The 25,745-nt window shown below is 44.7% G+C and carries 20 protein-coding genes; 19 read left to right on the top strand and 1 reads right to left on the bottom strand.

What is annotated here, in order from left to right; all coding sequences use genetic code 11:
* The first annotated feature begins 78 nt into the window (after positions 1-78).
* The 4 genes from QF041_RS03995 to QF041_RS03980 all read left to right on the top strand — a co-directional run bounded on the left by QF041_RS03995 (position 79) and on the right by QF041_RS03980 (position 11,201).
* The gene (locus QF041_RS03995) at positions 79-2,412 is read left to right on the top strand and encodes a glycoside hydrolase family 95 protein (protein ID WP_307412192.1); all 2,334 of its coding nucleotides are present in this window, start codon (positions 79-81) and stop codon (positions 2,410-2,412) included.
* A gap of 100 nt (positions 2,413-2,512) precedes the next feature.
* Complete coding sequence (locus tag QF041_RS03990; RefSeq protein WP_307412188.1) at positions 2,513-4,045, top strand: response regulator; 1,533 nt, start codon at positions 2,513-2,515, stop codon at positions 4,043-4,045.
* 301 nt (positions 4,046-4,346) lie between these two features.
* Complete coding sequence (locus QF041_RS03985) at positions 4,347-8,918, top strand: S-layer homology domain-containing protein (protein WP_307412185.1); 4,572 nt, start codon at positions 4,347-4,349, stop codon at positions 8,916-8,918.
* 171 nt (positions 8,919-9,089) lie between these two features.
* Positions 9,090-11,201 (top strand): alpha-galactosidase, encoded by a 2,112-nt coding sequence (locus QF041_RS03980; protein ID WP_307412181.1) that lies wholly within the window; start codon positions 9,090-9,092, stop codon positions 11,199-11,201.
* A 61-nt stretch (positions 11,202-11,262) separates the two neighbouring features.
* Here the strand turns inward: QF041_RS03980 and QF041_RS03975 are convergent, their stop codons facing one another.
* Entirely contained in the window at positions 11,263-12,990 is a 1,728-nt protein-coding gene (locus tag QF041_RS03975) for a cache domain-containing sensor histidine kinase (protein ID WP_062322052.1), read from the bottom strand.
* Positions 12,991-13,243: 253 nt separating this feature from the next.
* On the opposite strand from QF041_RS03975, the gene QF041_RS03970 reads away from it, so the two are divergent.
* The 15 genes from QF041_RS03970 to QF041_RS03900 all read left to right on the top strand — a co-directional run bounded on the left by QF041_RS03970 (position 13,244) and on the right by QF041_RS03900 (position 25,521).
* On the top strand, positions 13,244-14,200 hold the full coding sequence (locus QF041_RS03970; protein WP_307412173.1) for an ABC transporter permease: 957 nt from the start codon (positions 13,244-13,246) through the stop codon (positions 14,198-14,200).
* Positions 14,201-14,228: 28 nt separating this feature from the next.
* A complete protein-coding gene (locus tag QF041_RS03965) occupies positions 14,229-15,119 on the top strand; it encodes a carbohydrate ABC transporter permease (RefSeq protein ID WP_062322048.1) in 891 nt (296 codons plus the stop codon).
* A gap of 132 nt (positions 15,120-15,251) precedes the next feature.
* On the top strand, positions 15,252-16,859 hold the full coding sequence (locus QF041_RS03960; protein WP_307412169.1) for an extracellular solute-binding protein: 1,608 nt from the start codon (positions 15,252-15,254) through the stop codon (positions 16,857-16,859).
* A 586-nt stretch (positions 16,860-17,445) separates the two neighbouring features.
* Positions 17,446-17,868, top strand: a complete 423-nt coding sequence (locus tag QF041_RS03955) for a MarR family winged helix-turn-helix transcriptional regulator (RefSeq protein WP_307412167.1) — start codon at positions 17,446-17,448, stop codon at positions 17,866-17,868.
* A 691-nt stretch (positions 17,869-18,559) separates the two neighbouring features.
* On the top strand, positions 18,560-18,877 hold the full coding sequence (locus tag QF041_RS03950; RefSeq protein ID WP_307412164.1) for a DMT family transporter: 318 nt from the start codon (positions 18,560-18,562) through the stop codon (positions 18,875-18,877).
* An 18-nt stretch (positions 18,878-18,895) separates the two neighbouring features.
* Complete coding sequence (locus tag QF041_RS03945; protein WP_373461262.1) at positions 18,896-19,246, top strand: DMT family transporter; 351 nt, start codon at positions 18,896-18,898, stop codon at positions 19,244-19,246.
* A gap of 47 nt (positions 19,247-19,293) precedes the next feature.
* Complete coding sequence (locus QF041_RS03940; RefSeq protein WP_307412161.1) at positions 19,294-19,833, top strand: TetR/AcrR family transcriptional regulator; 540 nt, start codon at positions 19,294-19,296, stop codon at positions 19,831-19,833.
* A 139-nt stretch (positions 19,834-19,972) separates the two neighbouring features.
* A complete protein-coding gene (locus tag QF041_RS03935) occupies positions 19,973-20,221 on the top strand; it encodes a hypothetical protein (RefSeq protein WP_307412158.1) in 249 nt (82 codons plus the stop codon).
* A gap of 86 nt (positions 20,222-20,307) precedes the next feature.
* The gene (locus QF041_RS03930; RefSeq protein WP_307412155.1) at positions 20,308-20,745 is read left to right on the top strand and encodes an Imm26 family immunity protein; all 438 of its coding nucleotides are present in this window, start codon (positions 20,308-20,310) and stop codon (positions 20,743-20,745) included.
* A 323-nt stretch (positions 20,746-21,068) separates the two neighbouring features.
* Positions 21,069-21,275 carry a helix-turn-helix transcriptional regulator gene (locus QF041_RS03925; protein ID WP_036613900.1) on the top strand — a complete coding sequence of 69 codons (207 nt, stop codon included), beginning with the start codon at positions 21,069-21,071 and terminating at the stop codon, positions 21,273-21,275.
* Entirely contained in the window at positions 21,276-21,716 is a 441-nt protein-coding gene (locus QF041_RS03920; protein WP_307412151.1) for a hypothetical protein, read from the top strand.
* A 489-nt stretch (positions 21,717-22,205) separates the two neighbouring features.
* On the top strand, positions 22,206-22,778 hold the full coding sequence (locus QF041_RS03915) for an RNA polymerase sigma factor (RefSeq protein WP_237175107.1): 573 nt from the start codon (positions 22,206-22,208) through the stop codon (positions 22,776-22,778).
* On the top strand, positions 22,753-23,598 hold the full coding sequence (locus tag QF041_RS03910; RefSeq protein ID WP_307412147.1) for a hypothetical protein: 846 nt from the start codon (positions 22,753-22,755) through the stop codon (positions 23,596-23,598). The genes QF041_RS03915 and QF041_RS03910 overlap by 26 nt, the downstream gene beginning before the upstream one ends.
* Complete coding sequence (locus QF041_RS03905) at positions 23,579-24,454, top strand: ABC transporter ATP-binding protein (protein ID WP_307412144.1); 876 nt, start codon at positions 23,579-23,581, stop codon at positions 24,452-24,454. Before QF041_RS03910 ends, QF041_RS03905 begins: the two co-directional genes overlap by 20 nt.
* Positions 24,451-25,521, top strand: a complete 1,071-nt coding sequence (locus tag QF041_RS03900; RefSeq protein WP_307412141.1) for an ABC transporter permease subunit — start codon at positions 24,451-24,453, stop codon at positions 25,519-25,521. The genes QF041_RS03905 and QF041_RS03900 overlap by 4 nt, the downstream gene beginning before the upstream one ends.
* Positions 25,522-25,745: the final 224 nt, after the last annotated feature.

Below are 25,745 nucleotides of genomic sequence, written 5' to 3'. Positions count from 1 at the left end.
AATAAAAACAAAGTCAAACGCGCGCTTTTGTATCTCACAGATCGCGCGTTTATTTGTTTGGGGACTGGAGGACATGATATGAACGATTTTACTTTATGGTATTCAATACCTGCTGTGGATTGGTCTCAAGGCCTGCCGCTGGGCAATGGTAGAATAGGAGCAGTGGTTATGGCGTCTTCGCATCGTGAGGTGTGGAGTATGAGTGAGGTTACCTACTGGTCAGGACAGATTGACGCGGAGTATCCTCCGGCGGGAGGCAAGGCTGCATTGGAAGAGATGCGCAGCTATTTTTTCTCGGGTGATTATGATGAAGGGGATCGTCTTGTCAAACAGCATCTGCAGCCAAAGAAGCGTAATTTCGGCACCCATCTTGGATTATGTGAAGTTGTTATTGATTTTGAGAAGAGGAATCCGGGTTCTGATGAAGCTGGAAGCTTCCAACGTGAGCTGGATCTGACTCATGCACTGGCTGGGGCGTTCTGGAAAGATGACAACACCACGATTCGACGTGAAGTTTACGCTTCTCACGCCGATGATATAGTGGCCTCCCGAATTTGGAGCGAAGCTCCTGGTGGCGTATCCTTTACGCTAGGTTTGGAAGGGGGAACGGAATCATTCAAGGTTGCAGTCTTAGATGACAACACGCTTGAATTCCAAGGACAGGCAACGGAAAATGTACATAGTGATGGAACTTGCGGTGTATGGGCTAAGGGCCTGTTGAAGTTGGTTGTATCCGGGGGGACCATCGCTAGGAAAGATGGAAACCGATTGACCGTGACCGGAGCGGATGAGGCTTGGATTTATTTTAGTGTAAGCACGGATTATCGTCGTACAGATTCGGATTGGAAAACAGAGAGCAATTATACGCTGGTGAAAGCTTTAAATAAAGGTTATACCTCACTGAGGGAGGACCATATCCGCGATTACTGTGAGCAATTTGACAAGGTAGATATTCAGCTCGGGGTCAAGGGGAAGTCCGGCCTCACTACAGATCAGCGTATTTGTTTGTTGGAACAGAGTGGTGGGGATGAAGATCCGCAGCTGTTCGCCTTGTTTTTCCAATATGGACGGTATCTGACCATTGCGGGATCTCGCAAGAACTCTCCATTGCCACTCCATCTCCAGGGAATCTGGAATGATGGTGAAGCGTGCCGAATGGGCTGGAGCTGTGATTATCACCTTGATGTGAATACTCAGATGAATTATTTCCCTACAGAAATTACGAACCTGAGTAAGAGTCATCTTCCGTTATTTCGGTATATTGAGGATCTGGCACAGGCGGGCAGGGAAACGGCTCGTAACGTATATGGATGCGACGGATGGGTCGCTCATGTCTTCTCCAATGTATGGGGCTTTACGCTGCCTGGATGGGAAACCTCGTGGGGGCTGAACGTTACAGGCGGATTATGGCTGGCTACACACCTGATTGAGCATTATGAGTACAGTCAGGATCGTGTTTTCCTAGAGAATGTGGCCTATCCTGTACTTAAAGAATCCGCGGCCTTCTATCTGGATTACATGTGTGAGCATCCTCGGAACGGTTGGCTGGTGACGGGTCCTTCCAATTCGCCGGAGAACCATTTCTATCCCGGTAATTCGAGAGAAAGGGTACAACAGCTGTCCATGGGAACGACAATGGACCAGATGCTGGTGCGCAGGCTCTTTGAATTTTGTCTTAATTCAGTTGAACTTTTGAACAAAGACAAAGAACTCGGACGCAAGCTCGAAGAAGCAATTGGCAAGCTTCCACCTCTACAGATCGGCAAGAAAGGGCAGTTACAGGAGTGGCTGGAGGATTATGAGGAGGCGCAGCCGGAGCATCGGCATTTGTCTCATATGTATGCGCTATATCCAGACAATCAGATTACACCTGACCATACACCGGAACTCAGTGCGGCAGTACGGATAACGTTGGAGAACCGCATGGTCCAGGAAGAGTTGGAGGATGTTGAATTTACAGCTGCTTTGTTTGGACTGGGTTTTGCGAGATTGCATGATGGGGAGACGGCATATAAACACCTCTCACATTTGATCGGCGGCCTGTGCTTCGATAATCTGTTCACCTATTCCAAATCCGGAATTGCTGGAGCAGAGAGTAATATTTTTGTCGTTGATGGAAATTTCGGCGGTACAGCTGTCGTAGCGGAGATGCTGCTGCAAAGTTATGCGGGCGAGATTCACCTTCTCCCAGCGCTGCCACAGGCATGGAGCACAGGCTCAATAACCGGACTGAGAGCAAAAGGGAATGCCGAGGTTGACATCGTCTGGGAGAACGGACAGTTAATTTCTACGAACATTCATACTTTCTCTGCAGGAACGTTCACCATTTGTTGGGGCAAACAAAGAACGATCCTTCATGCCGAAGCAGGCGAAAGTTACTATTTCAATAGCGAGCTGCAGTTGGTAAAATAACGATCTATACTTGAAAATAACTTTCATTTATATGGACCATGGTCCCACGGAGGGAAAAACATATAATAGAGACAGAAAGATACAAAGGGAGGGGACGTTGATGTACAGTATTTTTTTGGTAGACGATGAAGAACTGGGACTTGAGATGATGAGGGATTATATCCGTTGGGAAGAGATGGGTATCTATATCATGGGAACGGCGAGTAACGGCAGGGAGGCCTTGGAGAAGATTGAGGCCACCCAGCCTGATATCGTTCTTACCGATGTTCAGATGCCGATCATGAACGGTATTGATCTGGCGAGAAAGATACATGAGAGCTACGACTCGATCCAGGTGATGTTTCTAACCGGACACGATGAATTTCAATATGTAAAATCGGCTATAAACGTAGGGGCCGTGGGATATATGCTAAAACCTTTGGATTTAAATGAAATTGAAAGCGTTGTCAGTAAAGTTAAACAGCGTTGTGACGAAGTTGGAATTAAGAACCGTTCCATGGAGGCGGCCAAAGCCAATATCCTGAAGGAGTTATCTTACGAAAAAAACGAGGATCGTGCTATTGATCTCGCTTTTAGTTTCAGCCGTCTAACCCGGCAACCTGAGACCACCCGATATGCAATGGCCTTGTTTAGTATCGATCCGAAGGAGGCCGAAGGAGAACAGCAAAGTCTGGAGGAATGTACAGGGCGGCTGGTGTCTTTTCTCGATCATTTCTTCAAGGCGAAGAACCTGAAAGCGATCTTTGTGGATTACAAGGAAGGAGAGACCGGTGTATTTATGGAAGCGGCACAGCAGCCGGGATATTATGCGTGGGAGGACTTGGCTGAGGCTATCCGTAGTGCCCTGGATTTTACGGTGACGGCTGCTGTAGGCGGACAAGAGACCGCGTTATCCCATATTCACTGTCTGTACGAAGAGACACGAACCATCTTGAATGAGCGTTTCTATGAAGGTACAGGCGCAATTATTCATGCTGGCACCGTTACGAATCAGTTTTATACAGAGCATATGCCCCCTTTTGATCAAAAGGAATGGTTCGATTCCATTAACCGACTGGATTTTGAATGGGCGGCACAGAAGCTGCACGGGTATATTGAGGGATTGGCAACACTGAGAGTCAAGAAAAAAATCATCTGCGACTGGTCGATAGATCTCGTGAATGAACTGCTGGAGCAGCTTCATAAACCCGTTCCAAAGCGGGCTGAGCTGTATCATTCCATCTATAATGCACTGACTCTGCATGAAATCGAGGATCTGATTCTCGGTACTGCGGAAGATGCGGTGAGCATGCTGGGCGAGCGGTTTATGGACAAAAATGCAAAACTGATTCACAAGGTCCGTACCCTCATCGACCAGAATTACAACCAGCCGATTACCATTAACAGCCTGTCTGATCAGGTCTATTTGTCACCGAACTATTTGAGATCCATTTTTAAGGACAAAACAGGGATGACGATCCACGATTATCTGACACGCATCAGATTGGATAAAGCCAGGGAACTGCTGGCAGACGGCTCGCTCAAGATTCACGATATCGCGCAGACCGTGGGCTATGAGAGTACATCCTATTTTATTTCTCTATTCCTGAAGACACAGGGCGTAACACCTAACGAATACAGGAAAAGTATGTGACGATAGAGGCTGTCTGGTAAAGCTGATATTCAGACTCCTGTTTTCCTTGAACATGATTTGGATAGGCTCCCTCTTACTACCCCATGATATGGCAAATGAAAGAGGCTTTCCTGTATGAATAGTAACATTGTGGTATGGAACATCCCCCTCCTCCTTTTTACAATTAGGCATATAGGAAAGGAAGGGGGAGAGAGGGGATTTAACAGCTCTTTATGAAAGCGATTACAGATAATAGCTGTGAACCACTGCAGGAATAGGCATAGGGAGACCTAACTCAATCATTAGAAAATGGAGGCATGTTATGTTGGGACGGATGATGAAAAAAGGATTTGTATTCTTTATCATTTTTTGTTTGGTAGTTGGCGGGGGCCAGTTCGCCCGAACAGCTCACGCCGATGATATGAATACCTATGAAGCCGAGGCCGAGGGGAATATTTTGCTTGGCAACGCGCAAATCTCTGATAGCCCGACGGCTTCAGGCGGCAAAAAGGTCGGAGGCATGTACCAAGGCAGTTCCTTGCAATTTAACAATGTCACTGTAAGTGAAACAGGAAATTATAAAATTTCCGTTTACTACATTTCAGGTGATTCGCGGCCATTCAATATTAGTGCGAACGGCGGGGAGAAGCAATTTGAAGAACCGTCCAAGACAGTCGACTGGGATACGGTGGGAACATATGATGTGACCCTTCCGTTGAACGCTGGAACCAACACAATCCTGATTGATGACAACAACTGGTATTCTCCCGACATCGACAAGATCGTGATCCGCGGTTTGGACAGTGGCCACCCAGGAGAAGGGGGCGGAGACGACTGGAAGAAAAATTTGCATGGTGCAATTATTGAGGCAGAAGCGGCCGACAACATTTTGAAAGGCAATGCCAAGGTGGTAGACAGCAGCATTAGTTCGGGGGGGAAGAAAGTAACCGATCTGAACAAAAACAGTTCACTGCAATTTACGAATATCAACGTACCGGCAGATGGTACATATTTGATCCGAATATCTTATATTTCCGGTGATCAGCGACCTGTTTATATGCAGGTGAACAATGACACGGACGAGATGATTGATCTGCCCAAAACGGCAAGCTGGGACACAATTGGCACGTATGATGTGGAGGTATCTCTTCATAAGGGTGTCCATACCATCACGTTCTCGGATCATGACTGGTACTCCCCTGATTTGGACCGAATTGAAGTGATTCCGTATACAATTAGTTATGAAGCCGAAGATTCGGACAATACGCTGACTGGTGAAGCACGTGTAACGGACAGCCCCTCAGCATCAGGTGGCAAAAAGGTCGGATATCTGAATGGCGGGAGCTCCTTAACGTTCAATAAGATTATAGCCCCGATGACAGGTAATTACCGTGTTACGGTTGCCTATTTTTCCGGTGATCCGCGCAGTTTCTATGTCCGCGCAAATAACGGGGAAGAGCAGTTTCATGACCTGCCCAAAACATCGGATTGGGATACGTTAGGTACCTACGATCTTACACTCCCATTAACCGAAGGCGAGAATACGATTACTTTTTCAGACAACAATGGCTATTCTCCCGATCTGGATAGGATTATCGTAGAGCCTGCTGTAGAGACAGAGCCCGAAAATCCAGGTGAAGGAGATGACGATCTGGGGACACCGGTTAACTCGCAACGATACGGGGATATCACGGTGACTGATTACACCCATGGTCTTCTGGTATCGAACGGACAATACGAAGTGTCTTATAATACCCAGACCGGATTAGTCGGCTATAGCTGGGCAGAAGGGCAGAAGATGCGAGGGATTTTCAGCAGCATTAAACTTGGTGAGAGCCTTGTGGAAACCAAAGGGTATGAGAGTCATGCGAGTGGTGGAGCAGCGCTGGAAATTCAGGATGGATTCGGCAAAGGCATTGAATTGAGCTTTGTTCATACGTCGACTGGCAAACCAACCCTGAAGCAGGTCTATCGGTTCTATGAAAATAAATCGTATTTCCTCAATCGTCTGGATGCCTTCAGTGATTCAGAGATCAAGAGTAATTACATGTCACCAATTACGGTTAAAAATACGGGCGGTGTGGATATCGGCGTCAGCTCGGATAATCGTGTACTTACGGTGCCTTTTGACAACGACGCCTGGATTCGCTACAAATCTCAAACCATGAACCGGGCGGATACCAGCTATGAGATGACAACAGTATTCAATAACTCGACACGTAACGGTCTGGTGATCGGTTCAGTAACCCATGACACCTGGAAGACCGGTATTGACTGGAAAGGCTCAGCTAATCGTCTGAATGAATTTGCTGTGTATGGTGGTGCAGCGAGTGACGTTACTCGCGATACTCAGCCACATGGCAGCCTGACTGGTACTGAACTGTCCTCACCACTGATTATGGTAGGTGGTTTCAGTGACTACCGTACAGGACTTGAAGAATACGGTAAAGCCAATGCGATTATTACTCCTCCGCTGGCGTTGAATCCGGAGCTGCCACAAGGTGTTCCAGTAGGTTGGAATAGCTGGGGAGCTTATGATAGCGGGCTTTCGTATCAGAACGTAGTGGATGTATCCAATTATTTCAAGAACAATCTTAAGAAGTTCAACAATAACGGCAATGTATTCATTAATATGGATTCCTACTGGGACAATCTAAGTGATGCTGAGCTTGCCCAAGCCGTATCTGTCATTAAGGACAATGGTCAGCATGCAGGCATCTATTGGGGACCATTTGTGTATTGGGGCAACGATATGAGCCAAAAAGTAGATGGTACCAACGGGCAATATACGTATGGTGATATTGTTCTCAAGGATGCTGAGGGTAAACCTCTGCCGACACTGGATGGAGCATATGCACTGGATGTGACACATCCGGGGAGTCAAATGCGCATGAATTATTTTCTGGATAAGTTTAAATCACTTGGATTCACATTCATCAAACTGGATTTCCTAACCCACGGCTCACTGGAAGGTCGGCATTATGATACAACCGTGACGACAGGAATCCAGGCTTACAATGAAGGGATGCGTTATGTCGAAGAGCGATTAGGTGGGAAAATGTTCATTAGTGCGTCCATTGCACCGATCTTTCCAAGTCAATATGCGCATAGCAGACGGATCTCTTGTGACACCTATGGCAAAATCAATGAGACGGAGTACATGCTCAATTCATTGACATATGGTTTCTGGCAAAATGGGACGATCTATTCTTACACAGATCCGGATCATTTGGTATTAAGCCGTGCTTCAAGCTTGGAGGAAGCGCGTAGCCGGGTGAATTCCGGTGTAATTGCCGGCACGGTGATGATGGATTCCGATGATGTGAACGATCCCAAGCCACAGGAATACATGACAGCATTGTACAATAATACGGATGTTCTTCAGGTGGCGCTGAAAGGCAAAGTATTCAAGCCGCTTGAAGGAAATACGAATGCAAATGCCGCAGATACGTTTGTTCTGAAAGACGGCAATGATTATTACCTCGCCGTATTTAATTACAGCGCCAATAGTTCAGCAAACAAAACGATTAATCTAGGTCGTGCCGGATTGAATGAATCCAAAACCTACACGTTAAAAGACTTGTGGACAGATGAATCTTCGTCTGCCACGGGTGCATGGTCCATCTCGCTGGGACCGGCTGAATCGAAATTGGTTAAATTGACCGAGAAACCAGTCAATCCAGAAAACCCAGGAAACCCAAGCCATCCTGGCAACAATGGCAACAATGGTAATAACAGTAATACTAGCGGGAACTCCGGAAACAGCACGGCTCAGGAGAACGATACAACAACACGGGTCATCACAGCCGATATGCTGAAGGTGGACAGTGAGGCAGGGAAAGTCGTTATAGACATCAAGGCTGGTACTCAGGAGCTGCAACTGTCATCAGCTGTCTTACGCCAACTCGGCAACCATACACTGAAAGTGAAATCAGGCAAGTTAACTTTGCAAGTACCTGCGAGTTTGTTCCAGCAGCTACTGAGCAAGCTACCAGCGGGGCAGCAGGAAGATAGTACGATTTCCCTGAAAATGGTCCCGCTTGGCAGCAAGGCCAAGGAGGTCATTGCTGCAGTAGAATCATCTTCCCGGGCAACGGTTACCCTTAAGGGAGAAATCGTTGAATTTAGCCTTTCGGCAACAACTAAATCAGGTACAACCGAAACACTCGCTGCGTTTGATCACCCGGTTACGCTGAGCCTGGCAGCGGCTGAAGGCTTCGACCCTTCACAGGGAGGAATATATTATATTAACAAAAATGGGACATTGGAATTTCTCAAATCAGATTACGTGAATGGCTTATTAACGACTAAAGTGAGCCACTTCAGCAAGTATGCCGTTCTGGAACTGGATCGGACGTTTACCGATGTTCCGGCCAATCATTGGGCCAGCACTGTAATCAAGGAGTTGGCAGCAAAGGGCTATGTTGAAGGCACACATGTAGATCAATTTGAGCCAGGTCGTGCTGTCACCCGCGCTGAATTCACCACTATGCTCGTGCATTCCCTGGGGCTGACTGTAGCAGGGGAAGTACACTTTACAGATGTAGCGACAGATGACTGGTACGCGGAACCCATCTCGATTGCGACCCAAGCCGGTATTGTAAACGGCCGAAGCGAAACCCGTTTCCAGCCGGACGCACAGATTACCCGAGAGGAAATCACGGTGATGCTGATGAAAGCCTATGAGCGGAATGTTGGGAAAGTACCGCCTGTTGGTTCTACAGACATCTTGTTTACAGATATGGCTCAGGTTTCTTCATGGGCAACGGCTTCGGTGAAGCATGCAGCCCAATTGGGACTGGTTCAAGGCCAAAGACAGGGACAGTTTGTGCCTAAAGGGATTGCTTCCCGGGCAGAAGCGGCTCAGGTCATCTATAACCTGATTTTGAAGTAAGCTTTAAGGCTGCGAATTATATCGCAGCCTTATTTTCATAATTTTGAGATGACAGATGATTTCCCCTAGGGATTGTAAGATTGCGATATGGCTAATCCGCCTGCTGCTTCCTACAATAATATGTATGTTCACAACACACATACCAAAACACGGAACCTGAAAGGGGTAAACATGACGATTCAATATCATGAACAATTGCGTATATTTGCAATACAGACACAACATTCATCCTATATTTTCGGAATTAATGAGAGAGAACACCTCCAGCATCTGTATTGGGGAGATCCAGTGAGTATCGAGGACAGCGCTCCTTTGCTCCATCTACAATCCCACAGCTCTTTTGACGCGGAGGTGGAAGGAGAGGTGGAGGAGTACAGCTTCTGGGGAGGCGCATCTTATACAGAGCCATCCCTGAAACTGCGCATGCATGATGGTGTACGCGATCTTCAGGTTAGGTATGACCGTCACGAGGTCATTGAACAGGATGGCAGACAGACGCTGATTATTACGTTGAAGGATCAGGTGTATGCACTTGAAACGCAGCTGGTCTATCGGGTCATCCCGGAATTCGACCTGGTGGAGCGTTATGCCAATATCATAAATACGGGGCAGGAGGATATTGTGCTGGAAAGCATGCAATCCGCAGCCTGGACTTTGCCATATCTCCAGGATTACCGCCTGACGCATGTTACGGGGAAATGGTCGGGTGAATTCCAACTGCGCAATACCATTTTGACAGAGGGAAAAAAGGTACTTGAATCGCGGAGAGGTTTCACTGATGGTCATGCCAATCCATGGTTTGCCATTGATGATGGTCTTTCAACCGAAACAGGTGGCGGAGTATGGTTTGGTGCTCTTGCCTGGAGCGGCAACTGGAAGATTGTTGCGGAGAAGACCCCATTCACGCATGTACGGGTAACAGGTGGCATCCATGATTTTGACAATGAATGGTTGCTGGGTGCGGGCGAAACGTTTGAGACGCCTGTCTTTGTCGGCGGATTCAGCCCTGAGGGCTTTGGCGGCATGAGCCATCGCTTGCATCAGTACCAATACAATTACATACTGCCGCGCAGTGAAATCGGTAAAGTGCTGTACAACTCCTGGGAAGCTACCTATTTCGATGTTAATGCCCAAGACCAAATGGCACTTGCCGAAAGGGCAGCCAAAATGGGTGTGGAACTATTCGTTGTGGATGACGGCTGGTTTGGGCAGCGGCATTCCGACCGTGCGGGGTTGGGCGACTGGAACGTGAACAAAGAGAAGTTCCCGAACGGACTTGTTGAGCTGATTGACCGGGTTCACGGACTGGGGATGGAATTCGGCATATGGGTGGAGCCGGAGTCGGTTAACCCGGATAGTGATCTCTATAGAGCACATCCGGACTGGGTATATCATTTTGAGACACGGGGACGTACGGAGCTTCGCAATCAGCTGCTGCTGAACATTTCCAAGCCGGAGGTTAAGCAATACATTATCAATTTTATGACCGAACTGCTTGGCAACCATGAGATTAAGTTCATTAAATGGGACATGAACCGGACGATCACGGAGCCGGGCATGAAGGGTCACCCCATTAACCGCCAGAAAGAAGTATGGGTAAGGCATGTCCAGAGCTTGTATGATATATGGGCACAGCTGCGAGCCAAGTTCCCGGATGTCGAGTTTGAGACTTGCGCAGGAGGTGGCTCGCGGATTGATCTGGGCATCTTCCGTTATGCCGATCAGTCTTGGCCGAGTGACAATACGGATGCGTTCGACCGCCTGAGCATTCAGGAAGGCTTCTCGTATACGTACGCACCACGTATGATGACCTGTTGGGTAACCGAGTCACCTACAGGAATGAACGGTCGAAACGTCTCTCTGAAGTATCGTTTCCACAGTGCAATGATGGGCACGCTTGGTGTCGGCTCCAATCTAAACGAGTGGAGTGATGAAAGGATTGAACAGTCCGGGGAATTCATCGGTCAGTACAAAGCCATTCGCCACCTGGTGCAATTCGGCAGACAATCCCGTCTGACTTCGCTTCGCCATAAGGGGGTTACTGCTGTCCAGTACAGTGATGCTGCCGCAAGTGACCATGTGCTGTTCGCTTTTCTTCACTCGCAGAAGCTGGGTGAACCGTTGCCTAGACTCCGTTTGGCAGGCCTTCAGGCTGACAAGACCTATCTCATTGAAGAACTGGGGTTAACGGTCAGTGGCCGTGCTCTGATGAACATCGGGGTGGAGCTGCCTCAGCGCGGTGATTTCGACAGCCTGGTGTATCGTATTCGTGAGCAGGTATAATAGGATGCTGTAGAACGGTTTAAAAAGAGTGCTTTGCAGACGGCTGCATCGCACTCCTTTTTTATTGGATCTCTTTTTGCGGCAGACGGATCTGTACGGTAGTTCCCATACCTAGTTTGCTATACACTTTAACACCGTAGTATTCACCAAATTTCAGCTTAATCCGCCGATCCACATTTGAAATGCCATAGCCCCGTCCTTCTTTCTCTTCAAACAAAGCCTCAAGCTTCTCTCGCCGCATGCCCATTCCGTCGTCTATAACCGATAAGATGATACTATTGTTCTCGATGACACCCTTGATATGGATATTTAGAGGCCGGTCCTGATTCCAAAGAGCGTGAATCACTGCATTCTCCACAAAAGGCTGCAGCGCAAGCTTCACGGTCGAGTAGGGCAGGATCGATTGATCTATCGTGTAGATGATGTTCAGCTTGCCCTTAAACCGGATCAGTTGAATGGCATTATAACTCTGGGTCAGTTTCAGCTCCTCATTGATGGTCAGGATGCTCTTTCCTTTGTTCAGGGATATCCGATAAAACTTGGCCAGATGAAGAACCATATCCTGAATCTGTGGATCCTGATGCTTCACAGCCAGAGAAGAGATCGAACCGAGTGTATTATACAGAAAATGAGGATTGATCTGAGCTTGAAGCAGGTCCAGTTCGGCTTCCTTGCTCTGTAGTTCCTTCTGATATACTTCTGTAACCAGACTTTTCAACCGGGTTGTCATCTGTTCGAATGCAAAGTGAAGCTGTCCGATCTCATCACTGCCCATTTGCTCCTCATGAGTAGGGTTGAAATCCCCCCGCTCAATCCGCCGAATCATCCGAATTAACGTTCTGATGCGATTGCTAAACAGCGAAGCAGTAATATAGATGAGCAGCAGCGCCACGCCGATGAAGCCCAGAGAAATCTTGATAATGAGCTGAGAGAGGGATTTGGCATCCTTGATAATACTGTCATACGGAAAAATGGACACCGTTCTCCAGCCATTTTTGAGCGTGTTATAGACGGCTAGAGCCTTCACGCCTTGATATGTTGTATCAAATCTGCCTGAAGGCGTCTCGTCAAAATTCTGATGAAGCAATTCGGGTAGGCTTGTATTGATTAACTGTTTGTCCGCTGAAGACAGAATCATACCCTTGTCATTGATAATAAAAATATCTTTGCCACCTGCTTCTTTTTCCATGAGAGAATAGATGACCGACTCGGAAATTTGAAAGACCAGCATCCCGTAGGGGTACTGATTACTATTGTTGTTCAGCAGCCGGGCGAGTGTAAACATGGCAGGACCGTTCTCTGTCTGCGGCGTGGAGAGATGAATAATGTTCCCATAGGATTGCTGCAGCTTGTGAAACAGTTCCGTGTCCTGTACTTCGGGTGTGATCGGCCGGATATAGTAATTGTCTTTGGGCAGCGACGGATTATCCGAATAAATGAATGCGCTATCAAAATCAGGGTAGGCAGCCATCACGGTGTCGATTCGATTGCCAATATAATTATAGACATCCAGATAAGATGGATCATCCTGATACTCGTTTGTAAGGTAATTGGCAAGGCGGTTATCCAAATAAATGGAGGCGGAAATGTGTTCGTAGCTATCCAGTTTGTTCTCCAGATTTTTAGTGATTTGAGCCGTTGAGTTCGTCATATTGATGTAGATCTGCTCAGTAAGCTTCGTTTTGGTGAGCTCATAGGAAAAATAAACCAACAGCATCATCGGAATGATCGTGACCAGAACAAATACCATAAACAGTTTGGAACGAAAACTCAGGTTTACAAAAGGCATGTACATATATCTTCTATAAAATTGGCGCATCCGGAAGCCCTCTCTTGACTGAATATTCGTTGCACAGTTCATCATAGCAGAGTGAATATGGAAATCCAATCCTCTCTTTGCACAAAAACATCTTTAAAAAGCGGTATCTTTCGGAGAATTCAACTATGGCGAGTAATCCGTGTCAAATTTATGATTATAGGAGAGAAGTTGAAATCAAGATATGGCCGACCATGCTGCTGTATAGAAAAAGGGAGGGTACTTAATGCATAAGGTAAGCGCTATCAAAACAGTCAGGAGCAATAATCTGATAAGCAGACTAAAAGAGCAAAAATGGTTATTCGTGCTTATGCTTCCTGCCTTCATTGCGACATTGCTATTTTCCTATGGTCCGATGTTTGGACTATATATGGCGTTTACAAATTATCAGCCGGGTGGGGGATCGTTCTTACATCAGTTCTTCCATGCCGAATTTGTAGGTTTCCAGTGGTTTGAGTTTTTCTTTACTACAGGGGATTTCTATCGGGTTATGCGTAATACGCTAGCGACAAGCTTGCTGACACTGTTCTTCGGATTTCCTGCGCCAATCATCCTTGCGCTTGTACTGAATGAAGCGAGACAGGGATTTTTCAAACGTTTTGTACAGACGGTTTCATATCTGCCGCATTTTATCTCATGGGTTATTGCAGCCAACATTGTGATTACGCTACTGGCTTCGGATGGAATGCTTAACAATATTCTGGTTCTGCTGGGCATTGTCAAAGAACCCGTTGCATTTTTGCAAAACGGGCCTCTGTTCTGGTGGATTATCGCATTGTCGAACATGTGGAAAGAGATGGGGTTCAGTGCCATTATGTATCTTGCCGCAATCGCTTCCATTAATCCGGAGCTCTACGAAGCGGCCAGGGTGGACGGAGCCAGCCGATTCAAGCAAATGTGGCATATAACGCTGCCATCCATGCGCCCTACAATTGTCATATTGGCTATTCTCGCGGTCGGAGGCATTTTGAATGCAGGATTTGAACAGCAATACCTGCTGCAAAATAATACCGTGCTTGAATACTCCGAAGTTATTGATATTTATGCTTACAAATACGGACTACAAAACAGCATGTTCTCTTATGGTGCTGCTGTGGGAATGTTCAAATCCGTTGTCGCCTTCATTCTTGTCCTTATCGTGAACCGGATTTCCAGAAAAGTGAACGACCAGGCGTTGTTCTAACTACAGAAGACAGAGGGGAGCGCTTGTAATGATTCTGAACCGATTCGGGGATCGTATTTTCAAAATTATTGTGTATTTCATTCTTATTCTCGTATTACTGGTTACATTTCTTCCGTTTTGGAATATACTCGTTCTTTCATTGAACAGCGCGGAGGATACGGTGCGAGGCGGCGTTTATCTGTGGCCCAGAGATCTGACCTTGGACAGCTATCAGCAGATTTTGAAAGATAGCGAGATTTTAAGCGGGCTGTGGGTAACCGTCAAACGAACGCTGATTGGTGCACCGCTATCGGTTCTCGTCATTACGATGCTTGCGTATCCGCTAAGTCGGCGGAATCTAATTGGTCGCAAAGGCTGGAACCTGTACTTTATCTTTACCATGTATTTCAGTGGCGGACTGATTCCGTTCTACATGGTGCTTAAGGCGCTGAATATGATCGATACCTTTTCGGTGTTCATTTTGCCAAGTTTGATGAATGTCTTCTATATGATCATTGTCCGTACTTTCATGGAACAGCTACCCCATGAGATTGAAGAATCGGCGAGGGTAGACGGGGCTAACGATCTGACCATTTTCTTCCGAATTGTGATGCCGCTGACAACACCTGTACTTGCAACAGTGGGACTTTTTCAAGCGATCGGGCATTGGAATGCCTGGTTTGATTCCTATGCGTTCACCTATAGTTCGGATCTAAAGACCCTGCAAGCCGTGCTCGTGAAAATATTAAATCAGTTTCAGACCGGTGGCATGATTTCGCAAACGCAAATGCTGGCCAACTCGGCCAAACGAAATGCCGTTTCCAGCGATACCATTCGAATGGCTGCTACGATGGTAGCCACATTACCAATCGTGATGGTGTATCCGTTCCTGCAAAAATACTTTGTTAAAGGTATGACTTTGGGAGCGGTAAAGAGTTAAGCGATTCCATGATCCGGTTGTGGGACGGACTCGTCCTGCGACCTCTCCTGAGAGGGGGTGGGCCAAGATTGTTTTGTAATTGCTCGATCATGCACTTTAGGAATTTATTCATTGGGAGGAATTAGGGTGTCGATGATAAAGAAGACAAAAAAATGGATTACTATGGGTATGACTGCTGCATTAGTCGTTGGTTTGTTAGCGGGCTGCTCCTCTAACGATGGGGAGAACAAAACAGCAGGTAAAGATGGGGAACAAGGCCCGATTACGCTGACCTGGTTTGATGGCAATACGAAAGGAGAACCATTTACCGATGCAGTTGCCCAGGAAATTACCAAAAAGACGGGCATAGAGATCTCAATCCAACAGCCAACAGGTAATCCAACGGAAAAACTGAGCCTGATGCTCGCCAGTGGGGACTATCCGGATGTGGTAGTCATGAGCCGGGGAGATGCTTCCCTCGACAAATACATTTCAAGTGGGGCATTCATTCCACTGGATGAGTTAATTGAGAAATTTGGTTCTGATCTGAAAGAAATGTACGGAGATACCTTGACCAAAACACGTAATACCGACGGCAAGAACTACTATCTGGCCAACTGGTATGGACTCGACAGTGATCCGGTCTTCGGTATGCTGATGAGACAGAGCCTGTTGGAAGAGTTTCTTCCGGACAAAGCAGATGGTTCACAGCCCCTCACAACAGACGAATTCGAAGCACTCCTGAAAAACTTTAAAGAGAAATACAGCACGATTGATGGCAAAGAGTCCATTCCGATGACGATGAACGGTGAGAACATGGGCGCGAATCTCGGAACATTCAAAGGCATGTGGGGCTTAAAGACGTATTATGACAACAACGGACGTCTGCAATATGATGTCAAGGACCCCAAATATCGCGAGATGCTGTTATACATGAATCGCTTATATAGAGAAGGTCTGATTGAAAAGGAATTTGCGATTAGCAAAACACAGACCTGGATTCAAAAGCTGACGACTGGTGCGGTATTTGCTACCCCAGGTGCATACTGGGACCCGGGGAACGGCAATGCGGCCTTGAAGAAGGATGGCGGGGAAAAGAATCAACTCTTTGCTTACAAAGTTGTTGCTCCAGGTGTAGATCCAGCTCAAACAACGTTTGGCCCAAGAAGTTCGCTTGGGTGGGACGCGATCGCGATTACCAAAAACAACAAACACCCGGAAGAAACGATAAAGCTGTTTAATTATCTGGCGAGTGATGAAGGACAGCATTTGCTGCTGTGGGGCAAGGAAGGCGAACAGTACACCATGGTGGATGGCAAGCGACAACCGAAACCTGAATTCCTTCAAAGCTTCAAGGATAATTGGGATGATACGGTGAAGAAAAGCGGCGTTCGCAAATGGTTATGGTTTATCAAAAATGGTCTGGACCCGAACGGACAGCCGTATGACATGGCGGTTAAATTCCAGCGCAGTGAAGTGGATGAACTGGCCATTAAGAGTCTTGGCGATTCCGTATGGGATACAGCGCAGTATGACAACCTGAATCCGGATGGGGGAACACCTCAAGCTCTGACTGCACAGAAAGTGAAGGATATTATGGATCAGAGTATTACGAGAGCCATTATTGCCCCAAGTGAGGCCGAAGCTAATTCCGTGTTCGACAAGATGCTGGAAGATATGAAAAAAGCCGGTGATGAGAAAGTGGAAGAGATTATCAACGAGAAATATGCTCAGCGTATGGAGCTGTGGTCTTCGAAATAATTGGAAATCAACTTATAAATAAGAGTGTCCCGGGTGATTGCCCAGGGCACTTTTTATTTATGGTCGCTTTTACCATATGAGCTAAACCGGTGCTTTAACAATAGAGGTGGCCAGGTATTCAGAATGGAAATTTTGGTACTGGAACTTAGTTGCTGCTGAGGAAAATAAAATGTCGAGGTGTTGAATGACATAAAGTTACCCACCAGACTGGGGGATTGACACAAAGTTGCCTATCAGGCTAGAAGCAACTCGATAGAATCATTATTACCTCGTTCGAAACCAAGGGAGTCGATGACCCCTTTCATTCAATATGGGACGATCGTTGCTAGTGAGTATACCGAAAAATTTGCTTTGCTTACATGAAATCGATACGCACCCTTTGTTGAAGCATTAATGCTGGGTTTATAGCAATTTTCTGAGCATTTTTGTATGATTCCACAGAAAGTACATGGACCGTATACAGTCCATTGTGTATGGATCTTATAATCAAAAACATGATCCGAAGATTGACAAAAGTTCATACAAAAAGTAATATTCAATTTAATAGTCTTAAAATTAAGATATATAAAAATGGAGTGATGCTACGATGAATAATTTCCGATATCAAGCATGTCTTCATTTCATCCAAATGGCAAAAATTATTCAAGACCATTTTCGGAACGAATTAAAGAAAGCAGATCTCAATTTTACGGAACTTTCTGTGTTAGTATCGCTTGAACATGAAGAAAAACAAGCGGTTCAACAAATTTCACAGAGTGTTTCTTTGACTAGTGGTGCTTTGACGTACGTTCTAGACAAATTGGAGAAAAAAAAGCTTCTGATTCGGACTCCGTGTATTTCCGATCGCAGAGTGATATTTGTACAACTAACTGATAAGGGTAAAGCTTTAGTGGAATATATACTTCCTAACCTGTATAAATTTGCAGATGCCCAGTTAGATTTGCTAACGATGGATGATGCTGATAAACTTGAAAAGTTAGTAATGGATATATCTACCATAACGGAGTAGTTTTCAACTTCCTGCAAGTAGGGCAAAAAAATGTGTCATTCCCATTAGCTCACACACATTCGAGAAGCTCATTTTGGAAATGCTGCGATCGAAGCCTATTTTTTGTGAAAGAGAACTCGATGCCTGCGATATGTGAACAGATGTTAGGATCAAACCCATGTGATACTCAATAAATGTCGAGGGACAAGAACAGAACATATTCTCAATGAAGTCGCTATTTTAGCGGCTTTTTTACTTTATCGGTACAAATTCGTGCCCTGAACCTTGTACTGATTGCCGAATGGACATAAAGATGTTCCTATTACCGATTAGTTTTTTGCTAACGGGCAACTTAGTTTAACTTTAAGCAGCATATCTATGTCTGATATCTCTGATTTCATCAACCATGCATTCAAAACGAAGCTCTTGCCTAACAATATAAAATCTACCACTAGTTACGAGCTAGGAAATATGACTGTAATTTATAGAAATGACGGTGATGATAGAAGAGCAGCAGGAAACAGTTCAAATGACGTTTCGATCATAAATCGGTCTGCTCCATTCGATCACGTGCAAGAAACTTTAAAAATCCTTTTACAAAAAAACCGTCTGTACGGTATAGTTAAGGAGAAGGAGATTCTTTTTTAAACACAGTATATTTATTTTATTAACAAGTAATACTAGACAAAGTTATTGATTAGGAGGTCGGAAAGTGACGTATTTAATTCTTGCATTTGCAATTCTTTCTGAGGTATTTGGAAGTTCAATGATGAAAATATCTGATGGTTTTAAAAAGATTCTACCAACCATTGGTACGATAGCGGGGATGGGAATAGCTTTCTTCTTGCTTTCGATAGTTCTTAAAACTCTTCCATTAGGAACAGCTTATGCTATTTGGTCTGGAGTCGGTATAGTACTTACAGCTTTAGTGGGTGTGCTCATATACAAAGAAAAATTGAGTACTCCAAAGACATTTGGTCTCATTTTGGTTGTTGCAGGAGTAGTTTTTATGAAACTTGCAACAAATTAATATTAGGGGGTGCTCTTCTTGAAACAAGGATTTATGTTTTTAGCATTAGCAATCATATTTGAAATATTTGCTACTACTATGTTGAAATTAAGCTCTGGCTTCACTATTCTCCTGCCAACTATAGCTTTTATAGTTGCGATGGGTGGGTCATTTGTGTGGCTTTCAAAAAGTTTACGTACACTTCCATTAAGCCTCGCCTATGCTATATGGTCTGGAGTTGGGACAGCACTAACCGCCGTAATAGGTATAATCATTTGGGACGAACATTTTGGGTTATTCACTGGTGTAGGTCTGATTCTAATTATAGGTGGTGTAGTTTTACTGAATACAGCCAAGAAAACAGGAAAAGAAGCTTCTCCTTCTAGTTAATGAGTTAGGGTATAATAAGTTCTGTCCCATAAGGAAGGAGTTTTATAATGAGAAGTAATTCAAAGCGTAAAGATTTATTGGCAGCTGCCTCATTCATTGTAGATCATAATGGAATGGATAAGTTAACGCTAGAAGCTGTAGCCAGTCAGGCTGGTGTTAGTAAGGGCGGTCTTCTTCATCATTTTCCTAACAAAGATGCACTTATTAAAGCAATGATCGATGAATATACAGATGCTTTTATACAAAGTATAAAAGAGAAAGTCGAGGACGATCCAGTTCCCCGTGGAAAATGGCATCGTGCTTATCTTGAATCCACAATACTTGATACTAATTCATCTAACCAAGTTATTTCTGCATATAAAGCAGCATTATTCACTGATCCGATAATGCTTTCGTCGTTTAAAGATAATCTTGAGAAAATATACGAAGAAATGCGCCAGGATGGATTAGATGAAGTTACAGCTATAATCATAAGATTGGCCATTGATGGGTTGTGGTACTCTGAGCTATTTAACGTAGGGAACGTAGAAGCTGATATGAAAGAAAGAATTTCTGAACGAATGACTGAGTTGATCAATAAAGTGTAGGTTAACATCCCAGGTATCTAATATCTAATAGGGGACTATAATATAATATGGCTATTATAGTTATTTTTAGCTTTGCCATCATTTCAGGAATTAGCTTGATATTCTGGTGGGTAAATGAAATATCAAAAGAATAAGAATCATGCAGATAGTAGCAAGAATTACATCGGTCAAACACGATCAGGGTGAAGATAAAATTGCTGAAGAGATTACCAAAAGTAAGCATGAGTCAAAAAGCAAAAGATCTGTCGAGGGACAAGAACATGATCCCATTGAAGTCGCTATTTTAGCGGCTTTTTATTTTATCGGTACAAGTTCTTGTCCCAAGCCTATGACAAGAACTTGTACCGATTGCCGAAATAGACAAGAACATGGTCCCGTTTCCGATTAGGTGTATATTTAATCGTTATTTTTCTCAATAGAAAGTAAGAAGTACAGTAAGTTTATCAAAGCCGCAACGAAGGAGTTTGGAAAACCGTGAAAAATACGAAACGTAAACGAATAAAATTGGGTGATATCTACGCTATCCCTTTGCCTAACGGTAAGTTTGCCTTTGGGAGAAGGCTTAAAGATGCCAGCATTGCAATCTATAATCTTATAAGTGACTCTATAAAAGAGATACCTCAAGAAGAAGAATACCAATTTATCGTAGGTGTATATGATGATGTACTGAAATCAGGCGATTGGCCGGTTATTGAGAATCGTCCATTCCCGGATGAAGAAGAGGCATGGCCCCCACCTGCCTGTATCATTGATAAGATATCAGGAGAATATTTGATTTATCATATAGGAGAAATTAGACCTTCTAATAGCGAAGAATGCGAAGGATTAGAGATTGCGGCTGTTTGGGAAGCCCATCATATTGTTGATAGAATAATGGGAGATGATAAGTGGCACCGAGACCCGAATAAATAGTGTACGAGTATACCATCTTTGGTTCCAGAGTATCAGGTGTAGCGGTTTGAACAGCTTTTTCACTTTCCAATACAAACATTAAATCACGGCCTACATACGTTTCTATAGGGGGAACACCAAGCGCTCCAACCATTTGCTCTGTTAAAGTAAACTCTTCTCGCATCTTATATAAACAAAATCAACCGAGCCAAGCCCTCCTTTTACAAAGAGGACTTTGCTTGTTTTGCATTCAGAGGTAAGTAACAATGCAAAGTTAACTTGACACATAATGCAAAGTGAACTATGCTAAAAATGCAAAGTAAACATTGCAAGGACGTGATCACTTGAAGACAAGAATTGCAGAACTGCGTAAGCAGCATAAGCTGTCACAGGAAGAGCTGGGACGAATTGTTGGTGTTACCCGGCAAACCATCACCTCTCTTGAAAGGGGAAAGTATACGGCTTCCCTTATTCTTGCTTACAAAATTGCCAATTTTTTTGGACTCGCCATTGAAGACGTTTTTGATTTCAGCGAAGTGGAGGAAATGTAAATGGACAAGTACAAGATTAAAGTAAAAACTCGCAAAAACGTACTGTCACTGGTAGCCGCTGCTACCCTATTGATCTATGTAGGACTTATATTTTACCGAGGTGGACTACCCGATTTACCTGGTTTTATAAAGGGATTTCACACAGGCGCTTTTATCGGGGTTGAAGTGGCCGTCGCTTTTTTCCTCGTCAGGTATATAAAAGCCAGTAATAATGAAGCCGAGCTGAAGAAGCAGTATATTGAGGAGAATGACGAGCGGAGTGTAATGATACTCCAGAGAGCCGGCACACTCAGCACAGCAATCATTCTCATTGGTCTGGGCATTGCCTCCGTGATCGCCGGTTTCTTTAATCCCTTGATATTCTACACCTTACTAACTTGTTTATTATTTGTTTTAATCGTATTTTTTGCACTGTGGATGTTTTATGCAAGAGAAATTTAAAGTTTAGATCAAAGCAGTGGAGAGAGGTGAATGTTTACCGGATATCGATAATACTTAATATCAAAGTTGTCGAGGGACAAAAACATGATCCTATTAAAGTCGCTATTTAGCGGCTTTTTTGTTTTATCGGTACAAGTTCTTGTCCCGAGCCAAAAATGAAGAAAAAAAATACTGCGAGTAAAATATTGTCGCGGGATACGAACATACTCCCATTGAAGTCGCTATTTTAGTGGCTTTTTTGTTTTATGGGTACAAGAACATCTTCCGCTTACCGATTAGATGAATATCTATAGGCTGGTGAGACTTTCTCAACAGCTTGGAAGCAGGAATTTCCCCGCTTTTTTAATAATATAGGGCCTTGACCTTCACATGGGCTACCCAGGAATATTCGTAATGGCTAATTTTGCATTATGCATAAAGCAAGACATAAATAGTTTTGATCTTTTATGATCAAGTTATCGTTAATTAGTTTGAGGGGGTGAGGGAGCGTTGGATGATGAAGAGTTAATTCATGAGATTCGTGAAGGTAGTCGGGCTGCAATGGAAGTTTTGGTGAAGCGGCATTACAAGTCGATATTTTCATATGTGTACCGAAAAACGGGAGATTATCATATCTCTTTTGATTTAACTCAAGAGGTATTTGTAAAAATGATGAATTCATTGGGGAATTATCGAGATAACGGAAAATTCAGTCACTGGTTACTGAAAATAGCAGTGAATCATTGTATGGATTATTTTCGTGGGCGCGAGTTCAAGCAACAACTCAGAGAGAGTGAGTTAACAGAAGAGGCGCTCCCAGCAAGTGAGCACCAGAATGTGTGGAACATATTCTATAAACGGCTTCAGAATGATAAGGTCAGGCTGGCGGTACAAAGTTTGCCTGAGCACCAGCGGGACGCGGTAATTCTGAACTATTACAACGGACTAAAGATTAAAGAGGTTGCCGAACTGACGGGATCGAATGAGTCGACAGTGAAATCACGTATACGCTTGGGCATAACGAAATTAAAAGAGATCATTGTGGGAGGTGAGCGGGATGAAACGTACAGAAAACGAAGATAGAAGGAAGCGTCGAGCTGAATTGGAGATGGAGGAGTACGCCGAAATTGCCCCTTTTTTGGATGACTATGTGGTTGAATATCCATCCGAGATGGAGATCGATAGGACGATAAGGGCCTTGGATGCACATATGCCAGGACAGATGAATGTTCATCTGGAGCAATCACCGGGGAAATCATTTACTGAACTGTTCCAACTCGTTCGGGGTGAGGTTATGATTTTCCACAAATCGTACTGGCTAGTTTGCGCATTGCTTCTGTTGTGCGGATTCTGGTTGGGAACCCGCAGCACAATATCCCCATATATGAGTGGACTTATTCTGGTACCTGTACCTTTTATTCTCGGATTACTGGAAGTATTCAAAGGTCGGGATCAGGGGCTGATGGAGATCGAACTGACCTGTAAAATTACGGCACAACAGCTGATGTTGACTCGTCTGATCGTCGTGCTTGCAGGAAATATGGTATTTGTTCTGCTTCTTATGCTATTGGTATCTGGCGGAAAAGGAAGTTTCATCTCATGGAGTGGCGTCGGTCTGTGGTATACCCAACTGATGATTGCGGCAGGGGCTAGTTTGTGGCTGGCTATGCGTGTTCGGGGTGGAACAGCTGTTAGTATTTTCTTGGTCGCATGGTTTGGGTTTTTCTGGCTTATGTTAAGCAATCCCCGATTTGTTACTTTAGTACAATCGATTCAGACCCCAGTACTTATTGCAGTCGCATTATGTGGAGTGGTTCTGTTGATCAGTCAGATCCGGCAGATGACGCGAAAATATACATCACAAACGGAAAGAGGTTATTCCTTTGAAATTGACCATGGATAACGTATCCAAGAAGTATAGAAACAAGTGGGCCGTAAAATCGTTCACGTTAGAGCTGTCCAGCGGTGGCGTCTACGGCCTGCTTGGACCAAATGGAGCGGGAAAAACAACGCTGCTTCGCATGCTTGTAGACATCGCCAAGCCAACGTCCGGACAAATTATGCTGGATGGGCAATCCATTGAACAGATGGGGGATCGTTATCGCGATATCTTGGGCTATATGCCGCAGCGCTTTGGATTTTATAATCGTTTCAGTGCTCACAAATTTCTCATGTACATGTGTTCGTTAAAAGGACTGAGTACGAATCAAGCCGCTATTCGAGTGCAGGAGACATTACGTATGGTTGATCTGGAAAAGCAGGCACAACATAAAATTCGTACGTTCTCTGGCGGTATGAAGCAGAGGCTCGGAATTGCACAAGCCTTGCTGAATGATCCGCAAATTCTAGTTCTCGACGAACCTACGGCTGGCCTTGACCCGAAGGAACGTATTCGATTTCGTAACATTATCGGTGAGTTGGGAAGAGACCGGATTGTACTGTTATCGACGCATATTATCTCTGATCTGGAGTTCTCGTGTAAGGAAATGATTCTGATGAATGAAGGTCAACTGATTACTCAGAACACACCGGAAGCGATCATGAACAGTATGCAAGGCAGCGTTTGGACTGCAACGTTAACAGAACAGCAGCTTGCCGAACTCACCTCTCATTTCAAGGTAAGCGGATTGTCCTATCAGTCCGATGGTATTGTGGCGAGGATCTTGGCAAAAGAACAGCCTGTCCCACAAGCTATGCCAGAGGCACCTCGGCTTGAAGACGTATATATGCACTATTTTGATGAGGAGGCGACATCGTGATTCGTTTGACCCGATATGAATTTGTTAAAATAATGACGCGTAAAAGTATCTATCTTGCACTCACCGGGCTACTAATGCTGCTTGTTCTGTATGCCTATCTCGGACATCCGGGGCCGATGAAGGGTACGTCGTTCTACAAACCCTATGAAGGAGCCATTACGGCTGAGAAGGTTCAGGCTGCACAGGAACAGTTACAAAATAAGGGTTACAGTGATGAAGCGAATCAGAATCGATATGGCGTATTTTATGAGATTTCCATGTTTTCGCCGGAATTCAAAAAAAACTACACCAAAACTGATGATAGCGGGAATGTCATGGAACGGACCGTAAACGTCACTGAAATTCACTACAATAAACCTTGGGGCTATCTGTTGGAATACATTGATCAATTTGGCGTGCTTTTTATGATGATCATGATTTTGCTGGGACTGGCTCCCGTATTCGCAGAGGAATATGCATTGGGAACGGCAGCGTTGGTACGCAGCAGCAAGCGAGGGAAGAGCCAAATCGTATCGGCTAAATTGATGGCTTCAATAGTATATATTGTCCTATGCGTCATCTTGTTTACAAGTATCAACTTGCTAATCTACTGGTTGAGGTTTGGGAATTTGGCTGGAGCAGATACCCCAATACAGAGTGTAGGCATGTACTTTCAAGGCTTCGATTATGAGTTCTCGCCTTATAGGTTGTCTGCGCTTCAGTATTATGTTGTTCAGTTGGTCACACACTTGGCAGGCAGCCTGATTTTTGGATGCGTTGTGCTATGGGTCTCTTCGCTCAGTTCAACGGCGTTTGTTGCCATAATCATTAATGTGGCTATTGTAGGCGTGCCCTATCTGGCATTTGATGTGATGAACTTTAACCCAGGATGGGCGAAGTGGATTGAGGAATTTTCCTTCAGTACAATGATGCGGGTAACGAGACTGTTCCAAACTCCAGTAAACTACTCCATATTCAGGGTGGAGGTGTCATATCTACAGTTGTATTTGCTTATTATGACCGTAGTTACTGCTGTAGTTGTACTTGGTACATATCGAGCGTTCCGTAATCGTGAGGTATTTTCTTGATTTGAAGCACATATGAGGGAATATCATGTATTACCCAATTAGGTCCGCAGATTCTGCGGACTTCTTTTCATATAAATAAGAATGGCAGTGTCCCGAGCTGAGGACAAGAACTTGGTTCCATTGCCAAAAGGACAAGAACATTGTGTCATTTCAGATTAGATAGTTATCTAAATAGTAGCATGATGGAACTCCTATGGCGAGATAAAACCCACATTAATATAAGA

Source organism: Paenibacillus sp. W2I17 (assembly GCF_030815985.1).
In the GTDB taxonomy this organism is placed as follows: Bacteria; Bacillota; Bacilli; order Paenibacillales; family Paenibacillaceae; genus Paenibacillus.
The sequence above is the reverse complement of the archived record's forward strand: the minus strand, read 5'-3'. Positions and strand labels throughout refer to the sequence as shown.